The 26,295-nt window shown below is 68.9% G+C and carries 20 protein-coding genes, 2 tRNA genes, 2 pseudogenes and 1 riboswitch; of the genes and pseudogenes, 10 read left to right on the forward strand and 14 right to left on the reverse strand.

Going from position 1 to position 26,295, the window contains the following annotated elements:
• Positions 1–106 precede the first annotated feature (106 nt).
• The 3 genes from lhgO (at position 107) to PSQ21_RS15090 (ending at position 3,861) form a co-directional block, all read left to right on the forward strand.
• Positions 107–1,363: an L-2-hydroxyglutarate oxidase gene (gene lhgO / locus PSQ21_RS15080; protein ID WP_274031018.1), complete on the forward strand. Its 1,257-nt coding sequence runs from the start codon at positions 107–109 to the stop codon at positions 1,361–1,363.
• Entirely contained in the window at positions 1,356–2,273 is a 918-nt protein-coding gene (trmB, locus tag PSQ21_RS15085; protein WP_274031019.1) for a tRNA (guanosine(46)-N7)-methyltransferase TrmB, read from the forward strand. The genes lhgO and trmB overlap by 8 nt, the downstream gene beginning before the upstream one ends.
• A gap of 73 nt (positions 2,274–2,346) precedes the next feature.
• Positions 2,347–3,861 carry a PrsW family intramembrane metalloprotease gene (locus tag PSQ21_RS15090; protein WP_274031020.1) on the forward strand — a complete coding sequence of 505 codons (1,515 nt, stop codon included), beginning with the start codon at positions 2,347–2,349 and terminating at the stop codon, positions 3,859–3,861.
• 216 nt (positions 3,862–4,077) lie between these two features.
• On the opposite strand, the gene PSQ21_RS15095 is transcribed toward PSQ21_RS15090, so the two are convergent.
• The 5 genes from PSQ21_RS15095 to PSQ21_RS15115 form a co-directional block, all read right to left on the reverse strand.
• The gene (locus tag PSQ21_RS15095) at positions 4,078–5,109 is read right to left on the reverse strand and encodes a M23 family metallopeptidase (protein WP_274031021.1); all 1,032 of its coding nucleotides are present in this window, start codon (positions 5,107–5,109) and stop codon (positions 4,078–4,080) included.
• A gap of 11 nt (positions 5,110–5,120) precedes the next feature.
• Positions 5,121–5,273: riboswitch (cyclic di-AMP (ydaO/yuaA leader) on the reverse strand.
• Positions 5,274–5,555: 282 nt separating this feature from the next.
• Positions 5,556–6,776 carry a PP2C family protein-serine/threonine phosphatase gene (locus PSQ21_RS15100; protein WP_274031022.1) on the reverse strand — a complete coding sequence of 407 codons (1,221 nt, stop codon included), beginning with the start codon at positions 6,774–6,776 and terminating at the stop codon, positions 5,556–5,558.
• Between the two features lie 141 nt (positions 6,777–6,917).
• On the reverse strand, positions 6,918–7,664 hold the full coding sequence (locus tag PSQ21_RS15105) for a MerR family transcriptional regulator (protein ID WP_274031023.1): 747 nt from the start codon (positions 7,662–7,664) through the stop codon (positions 6,918–6,920).
• 108 nt (positions 7,665–7,772) lie between these two features.
• Positions 7,773–7,846, reverse strand: a tRNA-Met gene (locus tag PSQ21_RS15110).
• Positions 7,847–8,443: 597 nt separating this feature from the next.
• A complete protein-coding gene (locus PSQ21_RS15115; RefSeq protein WP_274031024.1) occupies positions 8,444–9,046 on the reverse strand; it encodes a hypothetical protein in 603 nt (200 codons plus the stop codon).
• 974 nt (positions 9,047–10,020) lie between these two features.
• Between PSQ21_RS15115 and PSQ21_RS15120 the strand changes: the two are divergent.
• Positions 10,021–10,822, forward strand: a pseudogene (locus PSQ21_RS15120) (IS5 family transposase).
• Positions 10,823–10,864: 42 nt separating this feature from the next.
• On the opposite strand, the gene PSQ21_RS15125 reads toward PSQ21_RS15120, so the two are convergent.
• Positions 10,865–11,437 carry a hypothetical protein gene (locus tag PSQ21_RS15125; protein ID WP_274031025.1) on the reverse strand — a complete coding sequence of 191 codons (573 nt, stop codon included), beginning with the start codon at positions 11,435–11,437 and terminating at the stop codon, positions 10,865–10,867.
• Between the two features lie 529 nt (positions 11,438–11,966).
• Between PSQ21_RS15125 and PSQ21_RS15130 the strand changes: the two genes are divergently transcribed.
• The gene (locus PSQ21_RS15130; protein ID WP_274031026.1) at positions 11,967–12,380 is read left to right on the forward strand and encodes a hypothetical protein; all 414 of its coding nucleotides are present in this window, start codon (positions 11,967–11,969) and stop codon (positions 12,378–12,380) included.
• Here the strand turns inward: PSQ21_RS15130 and PSQ21_RS15135 are convergent.
• Complete coding sequence (locus PSQ21_RS15135) at positions 12,361–14,013, reverse strand: Shedu anti-phage system protein SduA domain-containing protein (protein ID WP_274031027.1); 1,653 nt, start codon at positions 14,011–14,013, stop codon at positions 12,361–12,363. The genes PSQ21_RS15130 and PSQ21_RS15135 overlap by 20 nt on opposite strands.
• 259 nt (positions 14,014–14,272) lie before the next feature.
• Between PSQ21_RS15135 and PSQ21_RS15140 the strand changes: the two genes are divergently transcribed.
• The 4 genes and pseudogenes from PSQ21_RS15140 (at position 14,273) to PSQ21_RS15155 (ending at position 17,230) form a co-directional block, all read left to right on the forward strand.
• A complete protein-coding gene (locus tag PSQ21_RS15140) occupies positions 14,273–14,983 on the forward strand; it encodes an HAD-IA family hydrolase (RefSeq protein WP_274031028.1) in 711 nt (236 codons plus the stop codon).
• A gap of 119 nt (positions 14,984–15,102) precedes the next feature.
• Complete coding sequence (locus PSQ21_RS15145) at positions 15,103–15,393, forward strand: hypothetical protein (protein ID WP_274031029.1); 291 nt, start codon at positions 15,103–15,105, stop codon at positions 15,391–15,393.
• A pseudogene (locus PSQ21_RS15150) lies at positions 15,390–16,651 on the forward strand (site-specific integrase). Before PSQ21_RS15145 ends, PSQ21_RS15150 begins: the two are co-directional and overlap by 4 nt.
• Before the next feature lie 81 nt (positions 16,652–16,732).
• Positions 16,733–17,230, forward strand: coding sequence for a hypothetical protein (locus PSQ21_RS15155; RefSeq protein ID WP_234307071.1), 498 nt, complete (start codon positions 16,733–16,735; stop codon positions 17,228–17,230).
• A 147-nt stretch (positions 17,231–17,377) separates the two neighbouring features.
• Here the strand turns inward: PSQ21_RS15155 and PSQ21_RS15160 are convergent, their stop codons facing one another.
• The 7 genes from PSQ21_RS15160 to PSQ21_RS15190 form a co-directional block, all read right to left on the reverse strand.
• Positions 17,378–19,369, reverse strand: a complete 1,992-nt coding sequence (locus PSQ21_RS15160) for an ATP-dependent nuclease (protein WP_274031030.1) — start codon at positions 19,367–19,369, stop codon at positions 17,378–17,380.
• A 250-nt stretch (positions 19,370–19,619) separates the two neighbouring features.
• Positions 19,620–19,693: transfer RNA gene (locus tag PSQ21_RS15165), tRNA-Lys, on the reverse strand.
• A 229-nt stretch (positions 19,694–19,922) separates the two neighbouring features.
• Complete coding sequence (locus tag PSQ21_RS15170; RefSeq protein ID WP_274031031.1) at positions 19,923–22,277, reverse strand: DEAD/DEAH box helicase; 2,355 nt, start codon at positions 22,275–22,277, stop codon at positions 19,923–19,925.
• Between the two features lie 240 nt (positions 22,278–22,517).
• Positions 22,518–23,093 carry a hypothetical protein gene (locus PSQ21_RS15175; RefSeq protein WP_274031032.1) on the reverse strand — a complete coding sequence of 192 codons (576 nt, stop codon included), beginning with the start codon at positions 23,091–23,093 and terminating at the stop codon, positions 22,518–22,520.
• 228 nt (positions 23,094–23,321) lie between these two features.
• Positions 23,322–23,696 carry a fluoride efflux transporter FluC gene (locus PSQ21_RS15180; protein ID WP_274031033.1) on the reverse strand — a complete coding sequence of 125 codons (375 nt, stop codon included), beginning with the start codon at positions 23,694–23,696 and terminating at the stop codon, positions 23,322–23,324.
• Positions 23,693–24,184, reverse strand: coding sequence for a FluC/FEX family fluoride channel (locus tag PSQ21_RS15185; RefSeq protein ID WP_274031034.1), 492 nt, complete (start codon positions 24,182–24,184; stop codon positions 23,693–23,695). The genes PSQ21_RS15180 and PSQ21_RS15185 overlap by 4 nt, the downstream gene beginning before the upstream one ends.
• Positions 24,181–24,531 carry a metallopeptidase family protein gene (locus tag PSQ21_RS15190; protein ID WP_030298144.1) on the reverse strand — a complete coding sequence of 117 codons (351 nt, stop codon included), beginning with the start codon at positions 24,529–24,531 and terminating at the stop codon, positions 24,181–24,183. The genes PSQ21_RS15185 and PSQ21_RS15190 overlap by 4 nt, the downstream gene beginning before the upstream one ends.
• Positions 24,532–24,643: 112 nt before the next feature.
• Here PSQ21_RS15190 and PSQ21_RS15195 point away from each other — a divergent pair, with 112 nt between their 5' ends.
• Entirely contained in the window at positions 24,644–26,275 is a 1,632-nt protein-coding gene (locus PSQ21_RS15195; protein WP_274031035.1) for a metallophosphoesterase family protein, read from the forward strand.
• Positions 26,276–26,295 lie beyond the last annotated feature (20 nt).

Consider the following 26,295-nt stretch of genomic DNA (forward strand, 5'->3'; position numbering starts at 1 on the left):
GCCCGGCAGGAGGCCCGCCGGGCGCGGTGTGCGCCACACCCTGCCCGGCTCGGGTTTGAGCCGGTTGTCAGTGGGCCAGTGCACTATCGGGGTGGGAGGTGGCGTGATGATGACGCACGCGGCGTACGACTGCGATGTGCTGGTGATCGGCGGCGGGATCGTCGGTCTGTCGACCGCGTATGCGCTTCTACGGTCCGCGCCGGGCACACGGGTCACGGTCCTGGAGAAGGAGGGCGGCCCCGCCCGCCACCAGACCGGCCGCAACAGCGGCGTGATCCACAGCGGCATCTACTACCGCCCCGGTTCCCTCAAGGCCCGGTACGCGCTGCGCGGCTCCGCCGAGCTGGCGGACTTCTGCGCCGAGCACTCCATCGCCCACGCCACCACCGGCAAGCTGATCATCGCCACCGAACGCTCCGAGCTGCCCCGGCTGCACGGCCTGGTGCAGCGCGGCCGCGAGCACGGACTGCCCGTGCGGGAGCTGGGCCCCGCCCAGATCGCGGAGTACGAGCCGGAGGTCCAGGGCCTGGCGGCGATCCGGGTCGGCACGACCGGCGTCTGCGACTTCACCGCCGTGGCCACCCGCTTCGCGACCGAGATCACCGCGGCGGGCGGCATCGTGCGGTACGGCGCGGAGGTCACCGCGATAGACCGGCGACCCTGGGGCGTCGCGGTGCGCACGGCGGACGGCCTGGTCGTGCGGGCCAGGGTGCTGGTCAACTGCGCGGGCCTCCACTGCGACCGGGTGGCCCGCCTCGCCGGGGACGACCCGGGAGTGCGGATCGTGCCGTTCCGGGGCGAGTACTACACGCTGGCCCGCCCCGAGCTGGTGCGCGGCCTGGTCTACCCGGTGCCGGACCCGGCCTTCCCCTTCCTGGGCGTCCACCTCACCCGGGGCGTCGACGGCTCCGTCCACGTCGGGCCGAACGCGGTCCCCGCCCTGGCCCGCGAGGGATACACCTGGCCCCGGGTCCGCCCCGCCGAACTGCTGTCCACGCTGAGCTGGCCGGGCACCTGGCAGATCGCCCGCAGACACTGGCGGTACGGGGCGGGCGAGGTGCACCGCTCGCTGTCCCGGTCCGCCTTCACCCGGGCCGTCCAGCGGCTGCTGCCCGCCGTCACCGAGGACGACCTGCGCCCGTCGCCCGCCGGGGTCCGGGCCCAGGCGGTGCTGAAGGACGGCACGCTGGTCGACGACTTCCTGATCCGCGAGGCCCCGCACACCGTGCACGTGCTCAACGCCCCGTCGCCCGCCGCGACGGCGTGTCTGCCCATCGGACGGGAGGTGGCGCGGCGCGCGCTGCGCCGGGCTCGGGAGACGGGGTGGAAGCCGCCCGCCGTAGAATCCGGTCATTGTGTCTGAGCAGCCCCTGAACCCCACCCCCGCCGCGGCCCCCGACGACGCCCCCGACACGGCGCCCACCGGCTCCACACCGGCCGGCCCCACACCGGCCGGCCCCACGGCAGCCGATGTCGTGGCAGCCGATGGAGCGTCCGACGAAGCCGCCGCACTGCGGGCCGCCTCCTTCGAGCGCGCGCGCCGGCTGCGCCAGGAGCCCCGCTTCCCCGGCGGCCCCGCCGCCGATCCCGCCGGCTCGCACCACGAGCGCCGGATCCGCAGCTTCCAGCCGCGCCGCAGCCGGGTCACGACCGGCCAGCAGGACGCCCTGGAGCGGCTGTGGCCGAAGTGGGGCCTGGACATCGACGGACAGCGCGTCCTGGACCTGACCGACCTGTTCGACGGTCTGCCCGTCGTCCTGGAGATCGGCTTCGGCATGGGCGAGGCCACCGCGCAGATGGCGGCCGACGACCCGGGCACCGGCATCCTCGCGGTCGACGTCCACACCCCCGGCCAGGGCAATCTGCTGGGCCTCGCGGACAAGGCGGGCTCGACCAACGTACGGGTGGCCAACGGCGACGCGGTCATCCTGCTGCGCGAGATGCTGGCCCCGGAGTCGCTCGACGGACTGCGGGTCTACTTCCCCGACCCGTGGCCCAAGGCCCGGCACCACAAGCGCCGCCTGATCCAGCCCGAGTTCCTGGACCTGGTGGCCCCGGTGCTGAAGCCCGGAGCGATCGTCCACTGCGCGACCGACTGGGAGCCGTACGCCGAGCAGATGCTGGAGGTCCTCACCGCGCACCCCCGCTTCGAGAACACCGCGGCCGACGGCGGGTACGCCCCGCGTCCCGCGTTCCGGCCGCTCACCCGCTTCGAGGGACAGGGCCTGGACAAGGGGCACGTCGTCCACGACCTGCTGTTCGCCCGGGTCTGACACACCGTGTGCGGCCGCGTGCCGGCCACACGCGCCGTCGCCGGGTGTCGGTGCTCCTCGTTAGGGTCGAGAGGTGTCCGACCCCTCCGTGCAGCATCAGCAGGCGCGCCCCGCCGTCCCGGTCCTCCATGAGCGGCGGCCCGAGGAGGTCCTGGGCGCCGCGCCGGAGGGCGGCCGAGCGCGCTACCGGCCGCGCCGCGTCGGCATGGTGTGGCGCAGCAAGGTGTTCCGCGCCGGGGCCGTGATCGTCGCGCTCGTGCTGTGCGGGCTGGTGATCCTCGCCCTCGTCCGCGAACAGACCGGCCCGGAGGGGTTCCTGGTCGGTCTCGGCCTGGCGGTGCTGCCGGTCCCTCTGCTGATGGCGGCGTTCCGCTGGCTGGACCGGGTCGAGCCGGGCCCCTGGCGCAATCTGATCTTCTCGTTCGCCTGGGGCGCGTGCGCCGCCGCGCTCGTGGCGATCATCGCCAACTCGTTCGCGACCCGCTGGATAGCCACCGCCACGGCCGACCCGGCGAGCGCCGACACCCTGGGGGCGACGGTGATCGCCCCCGTGGTCGAGGAGAGCGCGAAGGCGGCGGCCGTGCTGCTGATCTTCCTGTTCCGCAGACGGGAGTTCAGCGGGGTGGTGGACGGCGTCGTCGTCGCCGGCTTCACCGCGACGGGCTTCGCGTTCACCGAGAACATCCTCTATCTGGGCAACGCCTTCGGCGAGGACCAGCAACTGGGCAGCTCCGGGCTGGCCTCGGTGACGGCCGGGACGTTCTTCGTGCGGATCGTGATGTCGCCGTTCGCGCACCCCCTGTTCACGGTCCTCACCGGCCTCGGCTTCGGCTTCGCGGCCGTCAGCGCCCGCCGCCACCGGGCCCGGCGCATCGCCCTGCCGCTGGTGGGGCTGCTGCTGGCAATGGGTCTGCACGCCCTGTGGAACGGCTCCTCGGCCTTCGGCCCGTACGGCTTCTACGCGGTGTACGGCATCGTCATGGTCCCGGCGCTCGGCCTGGTGACCTGGCTGGCGATCTGGACGCGCCAGCGGGAGCTGCGCACCCTGGCGGCCGAGCTGCCCGCCTATGCGGCGGCCGGCTGGCTCACCCCCGCCGAGCCGTCGGCGCTCTCCTCCATGCGGGCCCGGGGCATGGCCCGCGACCTGGCCCGCCACTGGCAGCAGGACCGGACCCGGGGCCGGGCGGCGGCCCGCGCGGTCGCGGAGTACGAGTCGTTCGCGACCTCCCTGGCGGGCCTGCGCCGCCGGGCCCGCCACGGCGCGGTGGGCCCGGACTTCGGCGCGCGGGAGCGGGAGTTGCTGCACCACCTCTGGCAACGCCGGGAGATCGCGGCCCCGGCCCTCGCCCACGCGGCCCGCCTGACGGCGCGCACGGCCGCCCACCACGCTCGCCCCACGCCGAGGGCGTACGGAAACGGACAGGCCGCCGGGTACGGGTACGGATACGGGTACAGCGGCCCCGGACCCGCGCCCGGATACGGACAGGCGCACGGACACACATCCGGACCCGGCCCCGGCGCCTACCCGCCGCCCCAGCCGTACGGCAGCGCACCGCACAGCCACCGACGCCCACCGGCGCAGCCATAGCCGTAGCCGCGGTGTCGGCGGACGACGGGTCCGCCCGGGGCGGCCTGCCCCGTCCCGCGGAGACGCGACGGGCCGGTGCGGGAATGCCGCTCCGCCGCCGCCCTGCGCGACCTCCCGCCCCCGGACGGACCGGCAGCCCTGACGTCGGGGGGTGTGCGTCAGGGCTGCCGGGGTTCCGGGGCGGCGACGGAGAACGTCAGCCGCGGGGCGGGGAGGTCAGACGTTGATGCCCTTGCTGGCCAGCCAGGCCATCGGGTCCATCGCGGAACCGCCCGCGGTGCGGACCTCCAGGTGGAGGTGGACGCCGGTCACGTTGCCGCTGTCGCCCATGCGGCCGATGGTCTGGCCGGTGGTGACCTTCTGGCCGACGGAGACCTCGATCGAGGACTGGTGGGCGTACCAGATCTCCGTGCCGTCCTCGAGTTCGAGGACCGTGCGGTAGCCGTACGAGCCGGAGTAGCCGGCCGACGTGATCGTGCCGCTGTGCACGGCCTTGAGCGGCGCACCGGCCGACCCGGCGAAGTCGAGGCCGGTGTGCTGGCCCGAGGACCAGAGCGCGCCGGACTGACCGTAGGTCGAGGTGATCGTGTACGAGAAGGTGGGGAGGGAGAAGCTGGCGGCGAGCTTGGCGAGCCGCTCGGCCTCCTTCTTCTTCTTCGCCGCTTCCTCCGCCGCCTTCTTCTTCGCGGCGGCCTCGGCCTCGGCCTCGTCCTGCTGCTTCTTGGCCTCGGCGGCGGCGGTCTCGGCCGCTGCCTTCTCGGCGGCGGCCTTGGCCTCGGCGTCCGCGCTGGCCTGCTGCTGCTCGGCCTGCTGAAGGATCCGGGCGCGCAGCGCCTCGCCGGCGCCGGTGCCCTGCTCCGCCTCGGCGGTGGTGAGGCCGGCGGTGGTGAGCGGGGCGGACGCGGCGACCGGGACGGTCTCCGCGTCGTCGGACATCAAGGACCCGACGCCGGGGAGGGACTTGGCGTCGGGGAGGTTGTCCGCGATGGAATCGGGAAGAGAGATGGAGACCGGCGCCTTGTCCTGCGCGGTGGCCATGCCGCCCGCACCGACGGCCGCTATGACACCGACCCCGAGGACGGTGGAGCTACGGGCCAGACCACGCTGCTTGGCTACGCGGTGCTTGCCGCGCACGGGTCGGATGGACTCCGCGGTGGGGTTCCATTCCTCCCAGGTGCGCTCCTCGCCACCGAAGGTGTCGGCACCGAAGGGTGACGGGGCCTCAGGGGCAGGCTTGTTGGACGCCACGTGGGCGCACTCCTTTCCTTCCTTCTCGCCTACCGGGTTAGCTGACGGGTTCGGAGCAGGAAGGTCTCCTACGGGCCCCTCCGTCTCTCACGAGACGCAGGCGTCCGATTCACCCCATGTAGGTGGTTCCCCGGTTCCCTTGCGGAATTCGGCGCTCGCGCGCGGCGCCGCCTCTGACGACGGCTGTGACGACCGCGCTGCGTTATCGAACGTTAATAGACGGACGGGCCCGATTCCAAGCTGTTCCTGTTGATCATTAACGGACACGGCAGGGATGTACGGGGCACAAGCGGGCGGAATCGGGCGACTTGACCGTCGCTCAGCCACATCACTTTTTCTGACGGTGTGTCAAATGTTATGCGGAGCGATGCCCTTCGGTCACGCACCGTGTCATTGCCCCGCGGACGCTCTGCCGCCCGCCGTCCTGCCGTCCTGCCGTCGCCCCGTCATCGGTCGGCGTCGTCGCCCCGGCCCACGATCTTCACCGTCGTCCGGCGGACGGGCTGCCCCTCCGCCGGACGGCCGACCGCGATGAGCGCCATGTCGTCCGTGGTCCGCCCGCCGGTGTGCAGCCGTACGTCGTCCGTCAGCGCCGACAGCAGTTCCTCCGGGCCCGGGAAGATCCGGCCGCGCAGCCGGGCCGCCGGATCGTAGAAGACCCCGTTCGCGTCCCGGGCCTCGGACAGGCCGTCCGTGAAGGCGAGGAGCGTCGCCCCGGCGGGCATCACCCACGCGTCGGCCCGGTCCGGCCACACCCCCAGGTCCATCCCCAGCGGCAGCGCGGGCACCGAGGGCGCCAGCACCTCCAGGGCGCCGTCGGCGTGCAGCAGGATCGGCTCGGGGTGACCACGGTTGACGATGCGCAGCGAGTCCGAACCGGGCGGGATCTCGGCCAGCACGGCGGTGATGAACCCCTCCATGGCGTCCAGCCCGTACCGCCGCGTCCCCTCCCGGGCCAGCGCCCGCTCCAGCCGCTGCGCGACCCCCTCCAGCGAACGCTCCTGCTCGGCCGCCTCCCGGAACGCCCCGATGATCACCGCCACCGCCTCGACGGCGCCCAGGCCCTTGCCGCGGACGTCGCCGACCACCAGACGTACGCCGTAGGGGGTGTCCGCGACGGCGAACAGGTCGCCGCCCACGAACTCGTCCGCCTGTGCCGCCTCGTACCGCGCGGCCACCTGGAGCCCGCCGATCCGCTCGGCCGGGGTCGGCAGCACGGCCCGCATGGCGGTCTCCGCGATGACCCGGGCCGAGGCCAGCTGCTCGCTGCCGCGCCGCACGACGCCGTTGATGACGAGGGCCAGCACCGAGGCCGTGAGCACCGTGATCAGCTCGATGACCGGGACCACCTGCGTGGACGTCCCGTCGGACAGCCGCATCGCGATGACGGAAAGGACCGCGGCGATCCCCGTACGGACGGTCCGGGACCGCGAGAAGAACGGCGCGGCGATCAGCGGGGCCGCGACGAACAGGGGAACGGCGGTGAAGTTGGGCGGAGTCAGCGCGTCGAGCACCAGCCCGCCGAGGATCAGCAGGGCGGGCAGCATCCGGACGAGCCGCCCGGTGCGCCGCCCGTCGGACGTCAGTTCGCCCTCCCGGGACCCGAACACCGCTCGGCCCACGGCCTCGGCGCCCCCCGCCGCGCTGCTACGCCGTCTCTCGGCCATCCCCACCTGTGCGCTCCTGCCCGGTCCACCCACGGCTGCGGACGGTACCGCGCCCCGCCCGGGCTTCCCGGAGCCGCGCCGAGCGGCTGCTCAGCATCGGCCGGATAGGGGGAAGGCGGACGGCGGTCCGGCCTTCCGTGGTCAGTCGGAGAGCCGGTGTTCCGCGTATACCGTCAGTGCGTCCCGTACGAAGGCGGCGGTGCCGTCCCCGTAGCGATCGTAGTTCTTTCCGAAGCGGGGATCGGCGACATACATCTCGCCGAGGCCGATCACGTACGAACGGCTGGGCTTCTTGGCCGACGACAGCCACGCGCAGTGCCGTCGCGCGAGGTCCTGCGCCTCGGCCCCGTCGGCGGCGAGCCCGGCCTCCCTCGCCCGGCCCCAGTCCCGTGCGATGGCCTCGTGCTCCTCCTGGAAGGCCTTCCGCCGCTCGGGCCCGAGCGAACGCCACCAGCGGTCGCCCTCCTCGTACGCGTCCCGGCCCCAGCGCTCGGTGACCTCCTGCTCGTGGGCGGTGTGGTCGAAGCCGTCGAACACTTCGTCAGCCATGAGTTCCATCCCCTCTCGCGTCTTGTGGAGAGTGGTCCGCACCGAGGCGATCTGCCGCCCGATGCGCGCCTGCTCCTGTTCGAGCAGCCGCAGATGCGCCCGCAGCGCCACCTCCGTGTCCCGCTGCCCCGCGAGCACGTCCTTGATGGCGGGCAGCGAGAGACCGAGCTCCCGCAGCAGCAGGATGCGCTGCAGCCGGACGAGGGCGTCCTGGTCGTAGTAGCGGTAGCCGTTGCTCCCGATCCGGCTCGGCGTGAGGAGACCGAGGTCCCCGTAGTGCCGGAGGGTGCGGCTCGTGGTGCCGGCCTGTCTGGCGATTTCCTGAATGGACCACTCCATGCCGGAAACGCTAGATCTTTACGCTGCGTCAAGGTCAAGCCGCATCAGCACGACGCCGGAAAACGACGCGGGCCCGGCACGCTGTGCGTGCCGGGCCCGGATCTTCAGTAGCGGGGACAGGATTTGAACCTGCGACCTCTGGGTTATGAGCCCAGCGAGCTACCGAGCTGCTCCACCCCGCGTCGGTAAACACCACTCTACGGCATTCCCGGCGCGCCTCCGACCAATTGCGGCGGGGGCCGCCTCTCGCCCGCGGTGAGCACCGCCGAAAGGGCCGGCTGTGAGCGCCTGCCGTGAGCGCCTGCCGTGAGCGCCCCCGCACAGCGAGACGCCCCGGCCCGCCGGAGCAAACCGAGGCGTCTCGTGTCGGGCCGCGGGAGGTTCCCTCGCCCGGTGACCGGTAGGCCGTGTGGGACTCGAACCCACAACCAACGGATTAAAAGTCCTGGTCAAGACCGGGTGAGTGGTACCGGGCGGTACTGCTCTATCCGGGAGCGCCTGGTCAGACAGGATGAACGGTGCCGCACGATCCGGGCGGAACCGGGTTGTGCCGGAACGTCCGCTCACGCATCGCTCACGCACTGAGGGCGCGGCGCTCCACCGTCGACGTTGGCCCTGAGCGGCACCCCATCGGATGAATCCAGCGTGTGGAGTCCGGCTATCTCACCGAATCGCGCCGGTATCGTCAGCTGCAACCGGTCTGCGGAGGCGATGATGCCCGCGAGACCGTAGTCCGGTCCCTGAACTTGCTCCCGTATGACTGTCAAAACGACCTACGGCTACGGTGTCCCACCACCGCCGGGAAGCACACCAAGGGTGTCGCGGACGAGAGCAACGCGGGTGGCCGCCCCGTTCTGTCCGTAGGTGAACAAGAAGACCGCAGCGAACACAGCAGCGAAGACAGCGAGCCCAAACCATGCAGGCAACAAGGGACCAACCAGGCGTACCGTGACGGCGGTAACCGCGGCGGCGAGCGCCAGGCTGCCGAGCACGACCACGGCAAGACGGCGGCCGTCGACGCGGTCTCGCCCAGGGTCTTCGCCGAGCTGATCCTCTGGCAGCAGCGCCAGGTATCGACCATGAGCGCATGCCTGCATGATATGTAGAGCGGCGGCGGCGAGGTCTTTCGGTGCATCAGGTTTACCTGCGGTGAGCTGTTCGACCAGACCGAATAGCGCGTCGGCTACCCGTCGCGTGTGCGGCTCCATCACGCCCCGAAGACGGATACGCATGGCGCGGTCGAGACCTCGGTTGGTCGCAAACCCGAGGGTAAACGAGCCAGTATTGGTATTCATCGTCACGTTCGCCTGTCGACTGTGAGGCGCCATGTCAGCCGCGCAACGGCCGGTCACGACGACCGCCTCGGCAAGAGCCGCGCCCATGCGATGCGCGTCTCTCAGCCAGCGAGCGCGTTGTGGACCCGCTTCAGCACCAGTCAAGGCCGAGGCGGCGAAGAGGAGCCCGAGGCCGACGGACACCGGAGCGTCCGCTCTGGAATATCTGAATGCACACCAACGCGCTGTCCACCGACGGCGAAGCCACCACACCGTAAGGATGCCGTGCAAGCCGACGACGACTCCGACAGCGCCCGCCCTGTCGGACGCGGTGGCATCCGGTGATGAGTTGAGCCAGTGTGGAGCCGAAGGACCGGTGACGTACCACGCCAACAGCGCAGAAGAAACGAGACACAGGAAAGCGCCCACCGCTTCGCGGGCATAGTCCCGCAGGGCTGAGGGAGGCAACTGTGCGGCGGCTATCGCTCGCCAATCGACCGCGTCCGTATCGAAGCCCAGACGCGTGCAGGCGTGCCGCGAGGCGTAGAGCATGTGGCCAACTGAGGACTCTCGACGGCTCAGCGCCCTGCGACGTAGCTCAGCCGTGCTAGACGGTAAGTGGACCACAACGCGCTGGCACAGATTTCGGTGCGAGCAGTCGTAGTAGGCGCACAAGTTTCGCACGTAGACCCGATTGGCCTCGCGAACCCGCCTGCTTCGAAGCCCCAGGGTCCATGCCCACGGAGTGCCCGCCCGCACGGGCTCGCCTGTCGCTATGGAAGCCGTACGAGCGCGCAGATACCGCACTGTGAGGACCGGGATCCAAAAACTGACGACCACGATCGGAAGGGAGACCAGCCCCCGTAAGAATGCGACGATCACGATTCCCCTTAATAGTCACGTGAGCGGCAAGGTAGCGAAAGCCAAGCCGGGTGCCAACGGCACCCGGCTCGCACGAACCACAGTGATTGACGAGTGAAGCGTGCACCTGCTCACGGTGCTTGGCTTTCGTCTACAGCCCATAAGGGCAAGCCGGTTGACCTAGACGGTGTCTCGATTGGTGCTGGCTCGTTGCTCCCGGCATGGACATAGTTCTGCGTCTGGTGCCGGACAGGCTGTGGGAGATCTTCCAGGATGTGGCGCCGGAGCCTCCGGTACGCGCCCAAGGCGGAGGCCGCCGGCGATGTGATGATCGTGCGGTGTTGGCCGCGATCATCTTCGTCGCCACGTCGGGCTGCACCTGGCGGCAAGTGCCACCAGTCTTCGGAGCTTCCTGGCAGACGATCCACCGCCGCTTCACCGATTGGTCCGCGGCGAGGGTCTGGGCAAAGTTGCACCGTGTGGTCCTTGACCAGCTCGGCAGGAACGGTGAGCTGGACTGGTCGCGCTGCGCGATCGACTCGGCCAGCGTCCGAGCGGTCAAAGGGGGCCTCTGACCGGACCGAATCCGACCGATCGTGGCAAGCTCGGATTGAAGATGCACGTCATCTGTGACCGCAACGGGCTGCCGATCTCGGTGGGTATCTCCGGCGCCAACCTCCATGACAGCCAGGCTCTGGTCCCGCTGATGCGCGGTATCCCGCCGATCCGCTCCCGCTTCGGGCCCCGGCGTCGCCGCCCGGCCAAGCTCCATGCTGACAAGGGATACGATCTGACCACCTACGCGGATGGCTTCGGCGTCGGCAGATCGTGCCGCGCATTGCCCGCCGCGGCATCGAACCCTCCGACCGTCTCGGCCGACACCGCTGGGTGGTCGAGAGGACGATGTCCTGGCTGAACGGCTGCCGCCGACTGCACCGACGCTACGAGCGGAAGGCCGAGCATTTCCTAGCTTTCGTTGGCATTGCCAGCGCCCTCATCTGCTTCCGCCGACTCATCCGATGAGAGTGGCTGCCTTCCGCGGCTCGGCGCCGGAAGCTCCGCGGCCTACTGGTGACGCCAGACTTCTGCAGGAGTGATGTCCCAGGAGGTACCAGCGATCTCTCCTGTGTTGAAGAACGATGCCCAGCTCACGACCGCATCGCCCGCGCGCTGCCCGCCTCGATCGAACTCGAAGTCGGGCCAGCAAAGGTCCCCCGAGAGGCAATACATGATGCCGAGGCCACGTTCAACAGCGCATGCTTCCATCTCCGAGTCCAGCTCCGAGGGCACACGGCCGATCAGGCGGATCCCCTCGCAGATGACCTGGGGACCGCGGAGCCCATCAACAAGCACACAAGTCAAGCCCACGCCCTCGACGAAGTAGGACTTCACTGCAGGTCGATGCGTGTCGGACCCCGCCCTGGCAAACTCCACGCGCCACTGAGCCCGCTGCGGATTCCACCGCTCAATCTCGCGCTCCTCGGCAGTGAAGCCATGTCCGGCCATGATCGCTACTGCTTCACGTTGATCGGCTCCGAAGGCCAGGGGACCAACCAACTGACGGGGAACATACCCCCACTGCTCTCGCTTCGAGTCCTCGAGCACCGCCCAGCCGTTCATGTCCATGTCCATGTCCATTGGCTCATGATCGTCTACTCGGCGCTGCCGACACAATCCGGCCGAGAAAGCAAGGAAGCACACGGGTTCATCCTCCCCACTCCCGTCTTTTCTCAGCCAATCAAGACGACGTCCTAATCACCACAGATCGAAGGCCCTTGGGGCCTTCGAGCAGGCCGGTTGGAGCGGGCTAGGCGCACGGTGAAGGACAGGGGTAGTCAACACGTGGAGGTGCGGGATCGTTCTGGCAACTCGCGGTGGATCCGGCGAACCGGGGGATTGGGCAGCGACTTCTGGCCTTTGTGGAGAAACGTGTCGTCGCGCTCGGCCTTACGCAGATTGTGTTCGGCACGTCGGCCACGGCGTTCAACTTGGTTTGCTGGTATCGCAGGTTCGGCTACATGCTAGTCGGGTCCTGGCAGTGGGACGTGACGAACTACTAGAGCGTCGTGCTTATGAAGGAGCTGGGGCTGGCGGACGCGATGGATGACGCGGCTGGCCGGTGCCGTACGCGACGGCACCTGCCAGCCCCGCGCTCCTGACCGAGGGTATGGACAGCGTCCTGAACGGCGACGCTGAGGGCTTCGTCGAGCGCCTCGGCTCGGCGCCCGCCGGCGCTGGCGACGGGCCCTTGCCGCCGGCTCCGCCCCCGACCGCACGGGCGGCCGGGGTGAGGATGCGGCTTGCGCCGATATCGGCGTCGTGGGGGTTGCGGGTGAGTGCGGCAGCCAGGAGCGCCTTGCCGTCGTGCTCGGTGCCGAGGATGGCAATGGCGCGGGTAGTCGCGGCCAGCGACTTCCTGGACCGTGGCGAGGGTGGGCCGCAGGAGGTCGGTGCCGCACACGTTCTCGACGTCCTGGAGGATCGCGGCGAGACGACCGAGGCCGATGTCGATGCTCTGATAGGAGCACAGAAGACCTCCTACTGTCGGATCAAGAAATTTTCTACGACTCTGGCACAGTGAGATCAATCGACCGCTGAGCATTTTCGATCAATTGATCATAGGTTGTCACAGTGACCCGAGAGCGATCGGAATTGTAGGTACGCATAACCTCGTCCACTTCTCGCCTTGTAACGTCAGCCCCCACGAAATTCGTGTGCCCAATTACAACTGTCATGGAGGCACGACGACAGTCGATTCCCAAATCTGCGAGAATCTGAGAACGATGCTCGTCGAGCTCGCGCAGGTAGTTGTTAGCCTGACAGATTGCTTGATGCACTTCCGGGCCCGGAATAAGATGGCTTCGGTGGCTAGTCGCGAGTTTCTTGATGTTGGCCTTCTTCAACTCGACTCCGTGCAAAGTTCCATCAGGGCGGACCAGCGCCAAGTCAAGCTGATCTCGCAGTGTCAGATTACGTCGAACCGTGCCGGGATCGAATTCGCTACCGAAGATCCAGGTCATGCGTTGGATAATCTTCTGAAGGTCAGTTTCCTTGGTTTTCGAATCCTCCACCGCCGCCCTCAGCTCATTCAAATCATCCTGCCTTCGAGTTCGTTGCAGAATTATTGCAAGCAGCTGCGTCTCAGGAACACTCCCTAGTGACGTTGCAAGCCCCGACTCTCCCTCCAGCAGGTCTAGCAACCGACGGATCTCTCCGCCAACCCGGGCATCACTGGAAGGGTGGAGACCCAAAGTAATCCTCGGAGCATTTCGAAAAATTTCTTCATCGATCACATCGAAAGAAATCCCACTGAGCTGACGAAGCCTCAATACCGGCTCCCTAATGACTCTCACATTCGCCTTATCCCATCGACGGGACCGCTCACCGACAGCGACCCATTCTTGAATAGGTCGCTTCGAATCGATGGCGAATTCCCCGATGTAGAGGCACTCAGAATTTCGAGAAATGAATACCCTAAGCGGCGTTCCGCGACGCACATGCGCCAATGCTGCTAGGTTCTCCATTGAAGGGTCGTAGCCATCCTGCCCCTGCCCAGGCGCCAGAAGGACGGAACCGTCACTCTGCAGGAATCGGCAGCTTTCCTGGTTCTCAGGACCTGCCTCTAGGAAAAGAAAGGCGTTTGGGGTCCTCCCACTGGAGGAAGCCTTGACCAGATGATTTCCGCCGTACACCGAATGCAGCTCTCCCCGCCTCACCACGGAACCTGATGAGATGTTCCACATGGACGGCCAAGGATTAGGATTCTGAATTTCACTGGAGAATTTATTAAACTCCATCCACTCGGAATCCGAGAAATCAACCTCTCTAAGGTCATGCACCACACCTTTAGATCGCACAGCCTTTACGATTTGCTGGAATCCAGAATCCTTTAGACACTGCTCAGAAATCGGAGAAGAGAGAAGCAATTTATGGAAATCTAGGGTCACCCTCACGGGGTTCACCTCGGACTTCCCCTCGCGGCGCACACGCATCTGATGCAGGTAGAGTTCGGTTTGATTTAGAGAAAGCTTTTTGCTGACTTCACCAAGGGCAACGAGGCCGCCGCCTCGCCCTCCGCGCCAGAGAAATACCGCATCGCCCACTTCGGCGTCGGCCCTGGAAACTGCAGAGATGGTCATATCCAACTTTTCTGCCCCTCGGGCCACGGCATACGCAGCTGACTTGTTTTCGGCAGTCAAGATCCAGTACTTCATGCGCTTCTCCACTCCGTCGTGTTCAGCTCTATCTTCCCAGTCAGCACTGACAGTCGAGCGCTAGACCCACTTCTCTGGTGCGCGAGATCAGGAAAGAAGTTGCACGCTCGGCCAGATCACCAGGTGGTTGACCTCATGGACCAGCCGGAACATGTAGGAGGCCAAGGCCAGTTAGGGTTTCCTCACGCCTTCGGCCACGTGAAACGCTGTAGCGTCGCCAAGAGAACGCAACAGCGATGAGTGAAGGGAAGGTCGTCGGATGCCGCACGGAGCCGAAGCCGCCGACAATCGAGGCCTGATCCTCGACTTCGCCGGAGTGCTCACCGCCAGCCCCGTCGATGTCCACCGAGCCTGGTGCGTCTCCGAAGGACTAGCCCCCGGAGCATGGCGCAGCACTCTCAACGATCACCCTGAAGGCCGTCGTCTCTACGCAGCGTTGGAGATCGGCGAGATAGGGCAAGCCGAGTGGAACCAGAGCACGGCCCCGCTTCTCGGTGAGCGCATCGATCCCGTGAACCTTATGGGGCGAGCCTGGGCCAAGGTGCCTGTGGCTAGTCGTATGGTCGCGCTTGCTCGCGCCGCGCGGGCGTCCGGTCATCGGCTCGCGTTGCTTTCCAACAGCTTCGGCCTCGATCCGTTCAACCCGTACGAACACGTCGGCATCTGGGACCTGTTCGACGTACACGTGGTGTCCGAGCTCGTGGGGCTGGCCAAGCCCGACCCCGCCATCTATCAGCTCACTCTCGAACTCATCGGCGTCCCAGCCGAGCAGTGCGTCTTCGTGGATGATCACGCGGTCAACCTCCCGCCGGCTGCCGAGCTGGGCATCACCACCGTCCACGCGACCGACGAGGACACCTCGGTGGCCGAGCTGGAGGCGCTCCTCGGCGTCCCACAGCAGAAACGTGCCGCCGGGCGGGCGGGGACCTTCGGGCCCCCGCCCGCCCGGCGTTTCCGTATCCCCGCCTGATCTACCCCGTCGGCTACGTCGACGAAGTCCGCCAACTCCCCTACGAAGACCGGCAACCGGCCTGGGGCGCGCTCCAGTGGTTCACCGGCAACGAATCTGCCGAAGACGCCACCGACCACATGCTCGACCACTTCCTCGCCCACGACCTCGAACTCCGCTCGGCCCTGGCCGCCGTGGAAAGCGAGGACTACGAACGCTGGAAGGTCAGGACCGCCCCCAACCGCGTACAGCGGGAGGCAGCCGAGCGCGCACTGGCCCGGTACGCCGACCAAGCCGCCAATGCCAAGTACGAACTGGGCCGCCACCGCGACGCCATCCGTGAGGCCGGCGGCACCCCGCCCCATCTGCCCTCCCCGCTCGCCGACATCGACTCGCCCGACACCGACCCCACCGAGGAGAACGATCTTTGAAGGGTTCCACCCACCGCCGCTGCTACTGCCGAGACCCCCACACCGGCAAGCCGCTCGGCAAGAAGTGTTCCAAGCTCACCAGCCGCAAGCACGGCTCATACTCCATACGCCAGGAACTCTCACCCCGCGAAGACGGCACCCGCCGCTCCTTCAGCCGCGCCGGCTACGACTCCCTCAAGACCGCCCAGGCCGACCTCGACCACGTCCGCGCGCTCCTCGCCCTGGCCGACACGGACGATCCCGACAGCCTCCAGCGCCTCGTCACGCTCCTGGAGGAGGTCGGGGACGAGAGGCGCCCCTGCCCGACGTCGAGGAGACACGGCGGCGTCTAAGGGCCGGGCTCGGGCTACGGGGCAGCCTCACGGTCGGCGAGTGGCTGGATGCCTGGTTCGCGTCGAAGAAGCGCCGCAGGACCACCCTCAACGGGTACGCGTCGCACATCCGCGTCCACCTGAAGCCCCGTATCGGGCACATTCGCCTGGACCGGCTCAACGTCGGTCACCTCGTGGAGATGTTCGACGGGATAGCCGACGACAACGAGGTGATCGCCGCCGAGAACCAGGCCCGCCGCGAGCAGATCGCCCGGTGCAAGCCGAGCCGTCCTGGCCGCCCGGTCACCGCCGAACGGGCCAAGCTGGCGGAGATGAAGCCGTTCCGGAAGATCACCGGCCCGGCGACCAGGCAGGCCGTACGCCGCACCCTCCGCGCGGCCCTGAACTCCGCCATCGCCCAGCAGCTCATCACGTTCAACCCGGCTGCCCACGTCGAGATCGTCGTCGACGGCTGGGACCCGTACGAGTCCGAGCCGAAGACCGACGGCAGCGCCGGCACGATCGCTCTCGACAGCGTGAACGTGGCCGTCCTGCGCGCGCACAGGAAGCGCCAGACACGAGAGCGGAAGAAGGCGGGTGCCGCCTGGCAGGAGACCGGAAAGATCTTCACCAAGGAGGATGGCTCCTGGCTCCACCCGGAAACAGTCTCAGAGACCTTCCGCCGCCTCCTCGCCACCACCGACCTCCCGCCCATCACCCTGCGGGACCTCCGCCACGTGGCGGCGACGCTCACCCACGGGGCCGGCGGCGACATCCACACGATCAAGGAGACCCTCCGCCACTCCACGATCACCCTGACCTCGGACACGTACACGAGCCTGTTGCCCGAGGTCGACCTAGCGGTGGCCGAGGCAGCTGCCGCGCTCATTCCTCGCCAACGGCAACACCGGCGCGCTGCGGGTGGAGTTGAGAAACCCGAGCGGTGAAGCATCTTCAGCCTCAATAGATCGGGCTTTCTTTCGCTGTTCTCCCTCCCCGCAGCCGCCCCGCACTCCATCCTCGATTCCATGGGACGAAACAGCCAGCGCCGCCGAAGCGCACGTGCAGCACGGACAGCACTAGACGCCAGGCCAGATCTCTCCGAGATCTCCCGTGTCCGCGCCCAGAAGCTCCTGCGCGCGGACATCGCCACGTGGATGCAGAACCCTTCGAAAGGGCCAGGAGGCTCCTTCATCGAAGGGGAACGCCCTTCGGACCCCACCATGGTCTGGGCCATCCTGATGGCCTGGCTCGTCGGAGCAAAGGAGCAGATCAGCGAGGACCAGGCCAGGGACGCCGTCGAGTGGGTTTCCGACAGCTTGGGGATCCAACACGATGATCTTCTCCAGGCGGCGGGCTTCATCGGCCACCCGGATGCGCCCAGCCTGACTCTCAACCAAGCAGTGGACCACTACGGCGACCCGATCGCCTTCACTCTGTACATGGTCTTGCTATGCGGCGGCCTAGTTGCCACGGTCGGCGATGCTGATCCGGAATGGCTCAAGCAGTTCGACCTGGTCTCCTGAACTTGGTTGGTCCTTGCTGGGGGCGAACCCGTATTCCTCCTCACGCACCACTCCGCACACGGTGCTCATCACAAGACGACGGACGAACGGTGACGCTCGTGCGCGGGATAGACGCGGCACGGAGAACAGGTCTGGGCAGTTCTGCACTCACACGACCATGGCTGTCCTGCCCAGGCTCATGACGTTCTCCAGCATGGCGTGGAGAAGGAACGGCGGTTCCGTCGCAACAGTGCGTGTCGTCTCCAGGTAGGTCGCCGCGTTCTTTCCATCGACGGCCTCGTCCGAGCGCACCAGATCCCTCCTGCGCAGGTCCCAAGCCGGCCAGTGCTGACTGAGGTAAGTCTCCAGGTTGTCCTCAAAAACCGTGTACCGAGCAGTGGACTCATCCGAAGGCTGAGGGACAGGCGGGCTCCCGAGGTACCGCAGGAGATCGGCGTTCTTCTCACGAGTCCGCCGCGCATCCCGCTCGTACTTAAGCTCCTTATCCCGCCGCTGCTCCGGGAGCAAGTGTACCGTCGACTGCCGCTTACGCTCCTCGGTACCGGAATCCCCGTCAAACACCATGTAGCACGGAACACCCAGCGTCCTGAAAAGGACATCGGAAATCATCAGGTTGTCCTTGCCAGTCACCTCGATAACGCAGATACCGTCCGCGCCTAGGTTGATCCCAGCACGCTCCGCGCAGCCCACGATTACTCCCTCATCCCCCCTCCCCTCAACCAGCACCACCGCGTGGGCAAAGAAACCCTCAGCAAATACCCCTGCCAGCCTCCCGACCGTCCGACTCTTGACAGTGTTCGCATCGATGAAGCCCTCCAGGACACGGCACAGCTCATCCTGAGATGCCTGGCGGATCTCGGTGACGGGATGGGCCTCACCCACTGCACGACGCAGACGGCGGATTTGGTGGTAACCCGTCGGGTCGAGGAAAACGGGGCTATGCGTGGCGTACATGACCTGAGTGCGCCCCTCGGGAGATGCGGCAACCAGCTCGCGCAGCACCTTCGCAAAGGTGCGTGCCTGCGGCGGATGCTGGAAGAGCTCGGGCTCCTCGATTGCCAAGCACAACGTCCGGGCATCGCCCTCAGGTCGTCGACGATCAGCCAGGTACTTCAGTGCGGCGATGATCAAAGCTCGCTGGAAACCATGCCCTTGCCGGTGGACTGAGGTCTCTGCTGCGCCGTCGCGAATGCTTACCTGGAAAGTGGTCCGAGCCGGCTTCGGTGCGTGGACCGTGGGAGTCACCACCACCTGACGCCCCGTGGTGAACTTCGCGACCTCGGAGGACAGCGCGGCTGAGATGTCATTCAGCACCGGTCCGTACACCTTCGTGTGTACCTCCTGCCGTGCGAGGTGGGCACTCTCCTCAATCTCGCCAAGCCGCTCGTTCGCCTCTGTCCGATCCACGGCGTGGTCCAGAATGCGGCCGAGCGCTGTGGTCTTCTGATCGTCCGCCTCCTCGTACGCCCGAAGGTCCGCGGAGACGAAAACGAAGTCGATCAGCTGGCCGAGCTTGCTCTGCCCAGCGAAGCCAAAGAAGTGCGTGTCCTCGATCTCCGACTCGGTGAGCTGCTCCCGATGTGCAAGCTCCCAAGTCTTCATGGCCTCAAGTGCTTTGTCCTTGCTTCCGACCTTCGGCAGATTCAGGCTGGCATCTCCCTCGCGCAGCTCGTCGTACGCCTTGCGGAGGTCGGTAGCTTTCTCGAACTTCCTCACCTCCTCGAACGGGCGGTATGCGAGCGCCTTTCCCGTGATCTTGTCCTCGCCGTTCTGCCAGGTCCGCCAAACGCTCACGCTCTCGGCCTCGTCAGGTGCGTAGCGCCCGAGGACCTCCCGGTCGTAGGCAGTGAGCCCATCGAACTCCACCTCGACGACAATGCGACCGCCCTTCGCCGCAGAGTGGACGTCGTCGTCACTCAGCGAGAGCGACCTTTCGCCGTTGAAGAACCAATCCAGTGCGCGTAGCACGGTGGACTTGCCGACACCGGTCGGCCCGATGAAGGAGGTGATCTCTTCGAAGGAAACATCCACGTTGTGCAGACAGCAAAAGTTCTCGATGCGCGCGCGCTTGATCTTCACGATCGTCCTGAGCATGAGGTGCCGGATGGGGCGAGTGATCCCCAAGGTGATGATCGTCACGCTAGCAGCCGACTCGATACGAGATGAGAGGTTTTCCGGAATCCGGCCTGCTGCCCGAGAACAGCAACGCAACCCGCCGCCGATCCGGTATCGGGAGTTCGCGAAGCCGCGCCCGTCGCGCCTCCTGCCAGTCCATCCGCTCACGCATCGCTCACGCATGAGGCCGGAAACGACGAAGCGCCCCGGCCGGCCGAAGCCGGTCGAGGCGCTAAGTAGCAGGTCAGAGGAGGTTTCCTCGCGCTGCTGTCGGTAGGCCGTGTGGGACTCGAACCCACAACCAACGGATTAAAAGTCCGCTGCTCTGACCAATTGAGCTAACGGCCCTCGACGGATCACCCCCCGAGCATAGCCCGCCCGGTCCCGGCAGCCGATCCGGTATCGGTGTCGGGCCCGTCGCAAGCCGCTTGCGGGCCCGTCTCGGGCTCCGGGAGGCGGGCTCCCCGGGGCCGGGAACAGCAACAGGGCCCGTACGTCACCGAGTCGGTTCGGTGGCGTACGGGCCCTGCCGGTCTGTCAGGCGGACCTGCTCGGCCGGGTGCCGGCCGGGCGGGGGTCAGCCGTTGCGCTTCCAGCGCGGCTTGTCGTCGCGGCGGCCGAAGGAGCCGGTGTTGGTGCCGGTGTTGGCGCCACGGTGGTCGTCGCGGCGGCCGGTCGGGCGGTCGCTGCCGCCGGAGCGGAAGCCGCCGGAGGGGCGGTCGTCACGACGGTCGCGGTTGAACGGGCGGTCACTGCCGCCGGAGCGGAAACCACCGGAGGGGCGGTCGTCACGGCGGTCGCGGTTGAACGACGGACGGTCGTTGTCCCGACGCTCGAACGAACGGCCACCACGGTCATCGCGACGGTCACCGCCACCGGAGCGGAAGCCACCCGAAGGACGCTCGTCACGACGGTCGCGGTTGAACGACGGACGGTCGTTGTCCCGACGCTCGAACGAACGGCCACCACGGTCATCGCGACGGTCACCGCCACCGGAGCGGAAGCCACCCGAAGGACGCTCGTCACGACGGTCGCGGTTGAACGACGGACGGTCGTTGTCCCGACGCTCGAACGAACGGCCACCACGGTCGTCCCGACGGTCACCGCCACCGGAGCGGAAGCCACCCGAAGGACGCTCGTCACGACGGTCGTTGCCGCCGCGGTAGCCGCCACGGTCACCACCGCGGTTGTCGCGGCGCTCGTAGTTGCCCCGCTCGTCGCGGCGGTCGTCGCGGGCGGCCGGCTGCTCCGGCACGGAGACGGCTGCCACGAGGGCGGCCTCGGCCTCGGCGGCGACCTCGGCCACCGCGGCCTCGGGGTCGTCGCCCCGCTCGCGTGCGGCGCGGGCGACCAGGCGGTCGGCCTCCTCGCGCAGCTCGACGGCGCGGCGCTGGACGCGCTCCAGCTGCTTCGTCAGGTCGGCGGCCTCGCGCTCGGCCTGCTTGGCGGCGTTGTTCGCGGAGTCGGCCTGGACCTCGGTGAGCGAACGGGCGCCGGTGATCTCGGCGACCTCCGGCTCGAAGACGCCCGCGCCCTGGACGATGTGGCGCGAGGCGTCGACGCCCGCGTCCTCCATAAGGCGGAAGATCTGGCGGCGCTGGTGCGGAAGCGCCAGGGAGACGACGACACCGGACTTGCCGGCGCGGGCGGTACGGCCCGAGCGGTGCAGGTAGTCCTTGTGGTCACCGGCCGGGTCCACGTTCAGGACCAGGTCGATGCCGTCGACGTGGATGCCGCGGGCGGCGACGTCGGTCGCGACGAGCGCGTTGACGTAACCCTTCTTGAAGTCCTCCAGGACCCGCGTACGGGCGCCCTGGGTCATGCCGCCGTGCAGCGCGTCGGCCTTCACGCCGGACTCGATGAGCTGCTCGGCGATGCGGTCGGCGCCCAGCTGGGTGCGGACGAAGATGATCGTGCGGCCCTTGCGGGCGGCGATGGCGGCCGTGACCGGCGCCTTGTCCTTCGGCTTCACGACGAGCACGTGGTGCGACATGGTCGTGACGTTGCCCTGGGCGCTGTCGACCTCGTGCGTGACCGGGTTGGAGAGGTAACGCTTGACCAGCGTGCCGATCTCGTTCTCCATGGTGGCGGAGAAGAGCATCCGCTGACCGCCGCCGGGGATCTGGTCGAGCAGCTCGGTGACCTCGGGCAGGAAGCCCAGGTCGGACATCTGGTCGGCCTCGTCGAGGACGGCGACCTGGACGCTCGCCAGGGAGCAGGCGCCGCGGTTGATGATGTCGCGCAGCCGGCCCGGGGTGGCGACGAGGACGTCGACACCGCGCTCCAGCGCGTAGATCTGGTTGCCCATCGACGTACCGCCGCAGACGACCTTCATCTTGAGTCCGAGCACGTCGCCGTAGGGCTGCAGCGCGTCCGCGACCTGCATCGCGAGCTCACGGGTCGGGGTGAGGATGATGCCGCGCGGCTTCTTCTTCTCGGTGGTGCCACCGGAGAGCGAGGCCAGCAGCGGCAGACCGAAGGAGAGCGTCTTGCCGGAGCCCGTACGGCCACGGCCGAGGATGTCCTTGCCGGCCAGGGCGTCCGGGATGGTCGCCGCCTGGATCGGGAAGGGGGCGGTCACACCGTTCTGCGCGAGCTTGCGGACGATGCCCTCGGGCAGACCCAGGTCGCCGAAGGTGATGGTCGGCTCGGCGTCGGCCTCGGCGACGGGCTCCTCGGCGGAGGCCGCGGTCTCCTCGGCGGGGGCGGCGGTCTTCTCGGCGGGAGCACCGGCCTGTACGTCGGTCTGTGCGTCGGTCTGTGCGTCGGTCTGTGCGTCGGTGATGAAGTCCGCGACGGACTTCTCGGCGACGACCGTCTTCTCGGCGACGACGGTCTGCTCGGCGGCCGGGGCGGTGGCGCCGGCGGGGGCCTCGGTCACAGCGGCCTCGACGAGCTCGGCCAGCTCGGCGTTGTCGATGTTCTCGGGCATGACGGTGTGGTCAGAACTGGAAATTGACATGCGAAATGCGAAACCTTCCGGAGTCTCGGCACGCGCCCATAACTCCGTGATTCGCAATTTCGACCGCCTCAATGCGGTCCAGCCACGGCAAGGGAGAGTACGCGCCACACGGCGCTCTTCTGTGTCGGCGCCGGGCAATGGGATCAAACGATCTACCACCATACGCACTCTCACCCACCTTGCGCAAACCGGCCCCCGAGGACCCTCCGGCTAAACCGGCCCCACCTGCGGTGATGCCTCCGGGGTCCGCAGTGGCCGGACGGCCTCCGGTCCGCTCATCGCATGAGCCCGCAGCTGCGCGGCGGGCGAGGCCGAGGGGGGCGGCTCCGACGGATCGGTGGGCTCCGGCTCGGGTTCCGGGTCCGGGTCGGGCGTCGGTGGTGCCGGCGGCTCCGGGGTGGCCGGCGGCGGCTCCCCCGGCCCCGGTGTCGAGGGCGTCGGCGAGGGCGGCGGGCCGCCCCGGGTGGCCCCGGGCGTGGCCGGTTCCGGGCGTGGGTCCTCGGGGGTGACCGACGGCACACCACCGGAGGCGTCCGGGCTCGGGCTGCTCCCGGGCGCGGCCCGGTCCGAGTGGGGGTGGGCGCCCCCGACGCGCCCGCCGGTCCGCCCGGAGCCGGGAACCGTGTCCCCGGCCGGATCGGCGGCGGAGCCCTTCGGGCCGGCGGACCGCGAGGGCCCCGGCCGCCCGGCGTCGTCGTCCTCGCCGACGCTCATACAGCCGGTGGACGCGGCGATCGTCAGCGCGGTGACGGCTGCCCAGCGGGCAGGGGCGGGCAACTGGCGCACGAGTGGCACCTCCGGGGCGAGGGGGCGGAGAGCGGGGGCGACGGGCGGGAGCGGAGAGCGCGGCGCCGGGGCGAAGCGGGAACAGGTGCGAGCGGTACGGCGTCGCACCGTGCCCAACTCCCCCGACCCCGCCGGAGACACGCCCGAAACGCCACCCGCCCGCGCGACGACCGGCGAAACAGCCCCGAGCACCACGCCGGCCGCCTCCCGGCTCGCCCGGGACCAGCGCTACCCCCCGAACCCACCCGTCAGTTCCGCCCCCAGGAACACCGCGCCCAGGCCCGCCAGCAGTGAGGCGAGGACATGGGCCGCGGCCAGGAACGCCCGGCCCGTCTCGGCCAGGCGGAGGGTCTCGTACGAGAACGTCGAGTACGTCGTCAGCGCCCCGCACAGGCCCGTCGCCAGCAGCGCGTGCGCCGGGGAGGACACCGCGGCGCCGGTCAGCAGCCCGAGCAGCAGGCTGCCCGCCGTGTTCGCCGTGAAGGTGCCCCACGGGAAGACGTACGGGACGCCCGGCCCCTGGTGCGCCTGCACCGCCCGGTCCGTCAGATAGCGCAGCGGCGCGCCCACCGCCCCGCCGATCGCCACCAGCAGCCAGTTCACGCGGCCCGCCCCTCACCCCGGGAGCCCCGGGAGCCCCGGGAGCGCCGCGAACCCCGGTCCAGCCAGGTCCTTGTCCCCGCGGCCGCCGCCCACACCGCCCCGAGCGCCGCCACCGCCGTCGCCGCCGCGTACGCCAGGGCGGTCAGCGCCTCCTGACGCACGAGCAGGTCCGAGACGCCGGCCGCGTACGTCGAGAAGGTCGTGAAGCCGCCGAGCACGCCGACGCCGAGGAAAGGCCGCACCAGGGGGTGGGTCACCCGGCCCCGCTCGACGGTCAGCACCATCAGGACGCCGATGAGGGCGCAGCCACCCACGTTGACGGCGAAGACCGTCCACGGGAAGCCACGCGCGCCGGGCCACAGCACCAGGGCCCCGTAGCGGGCGAGCGCGCCGAGCGCGCCGCCGGCCGCGACCGCCGCCAGCACCCGGCCCTGCGGTGCGGCGGGAGGGCCGGGCTCCGGCAGCTCCCGCGGGGCCCGCTCGCTCACCCGTAGCCCAGGGCGTGCAGCCGCTCGTCGTCGATGCCGAAGTGGTGGGCGATCTCGTGGACCACGGTGATCTCGGTCTCCGCGACGACGTCCTCCCGCGTCTCGCACATCCGCAGCGTCGGCCCCCGGTAGATCGTGATCCGGTCGGGCAGCACCCCGGCGTACCACTCGCCCCGGTCGGTGAGCGGGGTGCCCTCGTAGAGCCCGAGCAGGTCGGGGTCGCCGGGGTCCGGTTCGTCCTCGACGAACACCGCCACGTTGTCCATCAGCCGCGTCAGCTCCGGCGGAATCCGGTCCAGAGCCTGGCTCACCAGCTCCTCGAACTGTTCGCGCGTCATCTCCAGCACCCGGCCATTGTCCCGTACGGGGGCCGGGTGCGGGCAGATGGCGGCCCGCCCGGACTCATGACCGCCTCCGCCGTCCGGCATGGCGGAGGCCGTACCGGGGCATACGGGCCCAATGGTCCGCGCCCCGTTCCGTGCCGCAGCCGACCGCGTCCGGCACCGCCTCACCCAGATCGTCCGCCCGAAGCCCCGGGGGCGCACCCCGGCCGGCTCCGGCACCGCGGCCCCCGGCGACCTGACGGGTCCCGCCCGCCGCCCGTACCTCCGCGCCCTCGGCATGCTCGCCGTCGTCGTGCTGGGGGCCTGGCTGGGCCTGCTCGCCGTGGGCTCCATCCGTACTCCGGTCGGCCCCATGGACACCAACATGACGCTGCGCCCCTCCCTGACCGGCGGCAGCAAGATCAACGTGTCCCCGCTCGGCGCCCTGGAGCTGGACTCGCACATCGCGCCGCTGAGGCTCGACGTGGACGTGGACCGCCTCGACCCCGAACGCTCCCAGGCCCTGGTCGACCGGCCGGAACGGTTCGCCGGCCTCCAGGACGAGGTCACCCGGGACGTCGCCGCCGGCACCCGGGAGCTGGCCGTGCGCTCCTGTGTCGCCGTCGTCTCCGGCGCGACCGCGCTCGGCCTCGTCGTCTACCGCCGCCCCCGGCGCGCCCTGGCCGCCGGCGGGCTCGCCCTCACCCTGCTGGCCGCGTCCGGCGTCAGCGCGTACGCCACCTGGAACCCGAAGTCCGTCCTGGAGCCGAAGTTCTCCGGGCTGCTCTCCAGCGCCCCGTCCCTGGTCGGCGACGCCCGCTCCATCGTCACCGAGTTCGACATCTACCAGCAGGAGCTGGCCCGCCTGGTCACCAACGTCACCAAGCTGTACGACGCGACCTCCACGCTCCCCGTCTACCAGCCCGACCCGGGCACCATCCGGGTCCTGCACGTCTCCGACATCCATCTCAACCCGGCGGCCTGGCACATCATCGCCTCGCTCGTGGAGCAGTACGAGATCGACGTCATCATCGACTCCGGCGACACGATGGACCACGGCTCCGCCCCCGAGAACGGCTTCCTCGACCCGATCCGCGACCTCGGCGCGCCTTACGTCTGGGTGCGCGGCAACCACGACTCGCCCGTCACCCAGGCGTATCTGGCGAAGTTCAAGAACGTGAGCGTCCTCGACGACGGCGGCGCGGTGAACGTCGGCGGGCTGCGGATCGCGGGCACCGGCGACGTCTCCTTCACCCCGGACCGGACCGCCCCGGTCGGCGGCAAGGAGGCGGCCCAGCTCGAAGGGGCGCGGCTGGCCTCCGCGCTGCGCGACCAGGAGCGCGCGGGCACGCCGGTCGACATCGCCGTCGCCCACGACCCGAACACCGCCCGGGAGACCGACGGCACGGTCCCGCTGGTGCTGTCGGGCCACCTGCACCGCCGGATCAACGAGCAGCTGAAGCTCGGCACGCGGCTGAAGGTGGAGGGCTCCACGGGCGGCGGCGGGCTGCGCGCCGTACAGAACGAGAAGCCCGAGAAGGTGCACGCCTCGGTGCTCTACATGGACCGCTCCACCCGCCGGCTCCAGGCCTGGGACGAGATCACGCTGGGCGGTCTCGGACTGACGACCGCCGAGGTCAGCCGCCATCTTCCGGAGGAGAACCTGAAGAAGGACGCCCCCCTCTCCCCCACCCCGTCGCCCACCACCTCGTCCACCTCCTCGCCCTCCCCGGACCGCTCCCCGACTCGCGCGACGCCCTCGCCGTAAACCGTTTTGGCGATAGCTCC

It is taken from the genome of Streptomyces sp. MMBL 11-1, from assembly GCF_028622875.1.
Classification (GTDB): Bacteria; Actinomycetota; Actinomycetes; order Streptomycetales; family Streptomycetaceae; genus Streptomyces.

Bases quoted from the DNA above. Each gene is read 5' to 3' on its own strand.
- lhgO (WP_274031018.1), top strand. From the start codon at position 107: ATGATGACGCACGCGGCGTACGACTGCGATGTGCTGGTGATCGGCGGC.
- PSQ21_RS15100 (WP_274031022.1), bottom strand. From the start codon at position 6,776: ATGGCCGAGAGACGGCGTAGCAGCGCGGCGGGGGGCGCCGAGGCCGTG.
- PSQ21_RS15105 (WP_274031023.1), bottom strand. From the start codon at position 7,664: ATGGAGTGGTCCATTCAGGAAATCGCCAGACAGGCCGGCACCACGAGC.
- PSQ21_RS15115 (WP_274031024.1), bottom strand. From the start codon at position 9,046: ATGGGCGCGGCTCTTGCCGAGGCGGTCGTCGTGACCGGCCGTTGCGCG.
- PSQ21_RS15125 (WP_274031025.1), bottom strand. From the start codon at position 11,437: ATGGACATGGACATGGACATGAACGGCTGGGCGGTGCTCGAGGACTCG.
- PSQ21_RS15130 (WP_274031026.1), top strand. From the start codon at position 11,967: ATGGACAGCGTCCTGAACGGCGACGCTGAGGGCTTCGTCGAGCGCCTC.
- PSQ21_RS15135 (WP_274031027.1), bottom strand. From the start codon at position 14,013: ATGAAGTACTGGATCTTGACTGCCGAAAACAAGTCAGCTGCGTATGCC.
- PSQ21_RS15140 (WP_274031028.1), top strand. From the start codon at position 14,273: ATGCCGCACGGAGCCGAAGCCGCCGACAATCGAGGCCTGATCCTCGAC.
- PSQ21_RS15145 (WP_274031029.1), top strand. From the start codon at position 15,103: ATGCTCGACCACTTCCTCGCCCACGACCTCGAACTCCGCTCGGCCCTG.
- PSQ21_RS15155 (WP_234307071.1), top strand. From the start codon at position 16,733: ATGGGACGAAACAGCCAGCGCCGCCGAAGCGCACGTGCAGCACGGACA.
- PSQ21_RS15170 (WP_274031031.1), bottom strand. From the start codon at position 22,277: ATGCCCGAGAACATCGACAACGCCGAGCTGGCCGAGCTCGTCGAGGCC.
- PSQ21_RS15195 (WP_274031035.1), top strand. From the start codon at position 24,644: ATGGTCCGCGCCCCGTTCCGTGCCGCAGCCGACCGCGTCCGGCACCGC.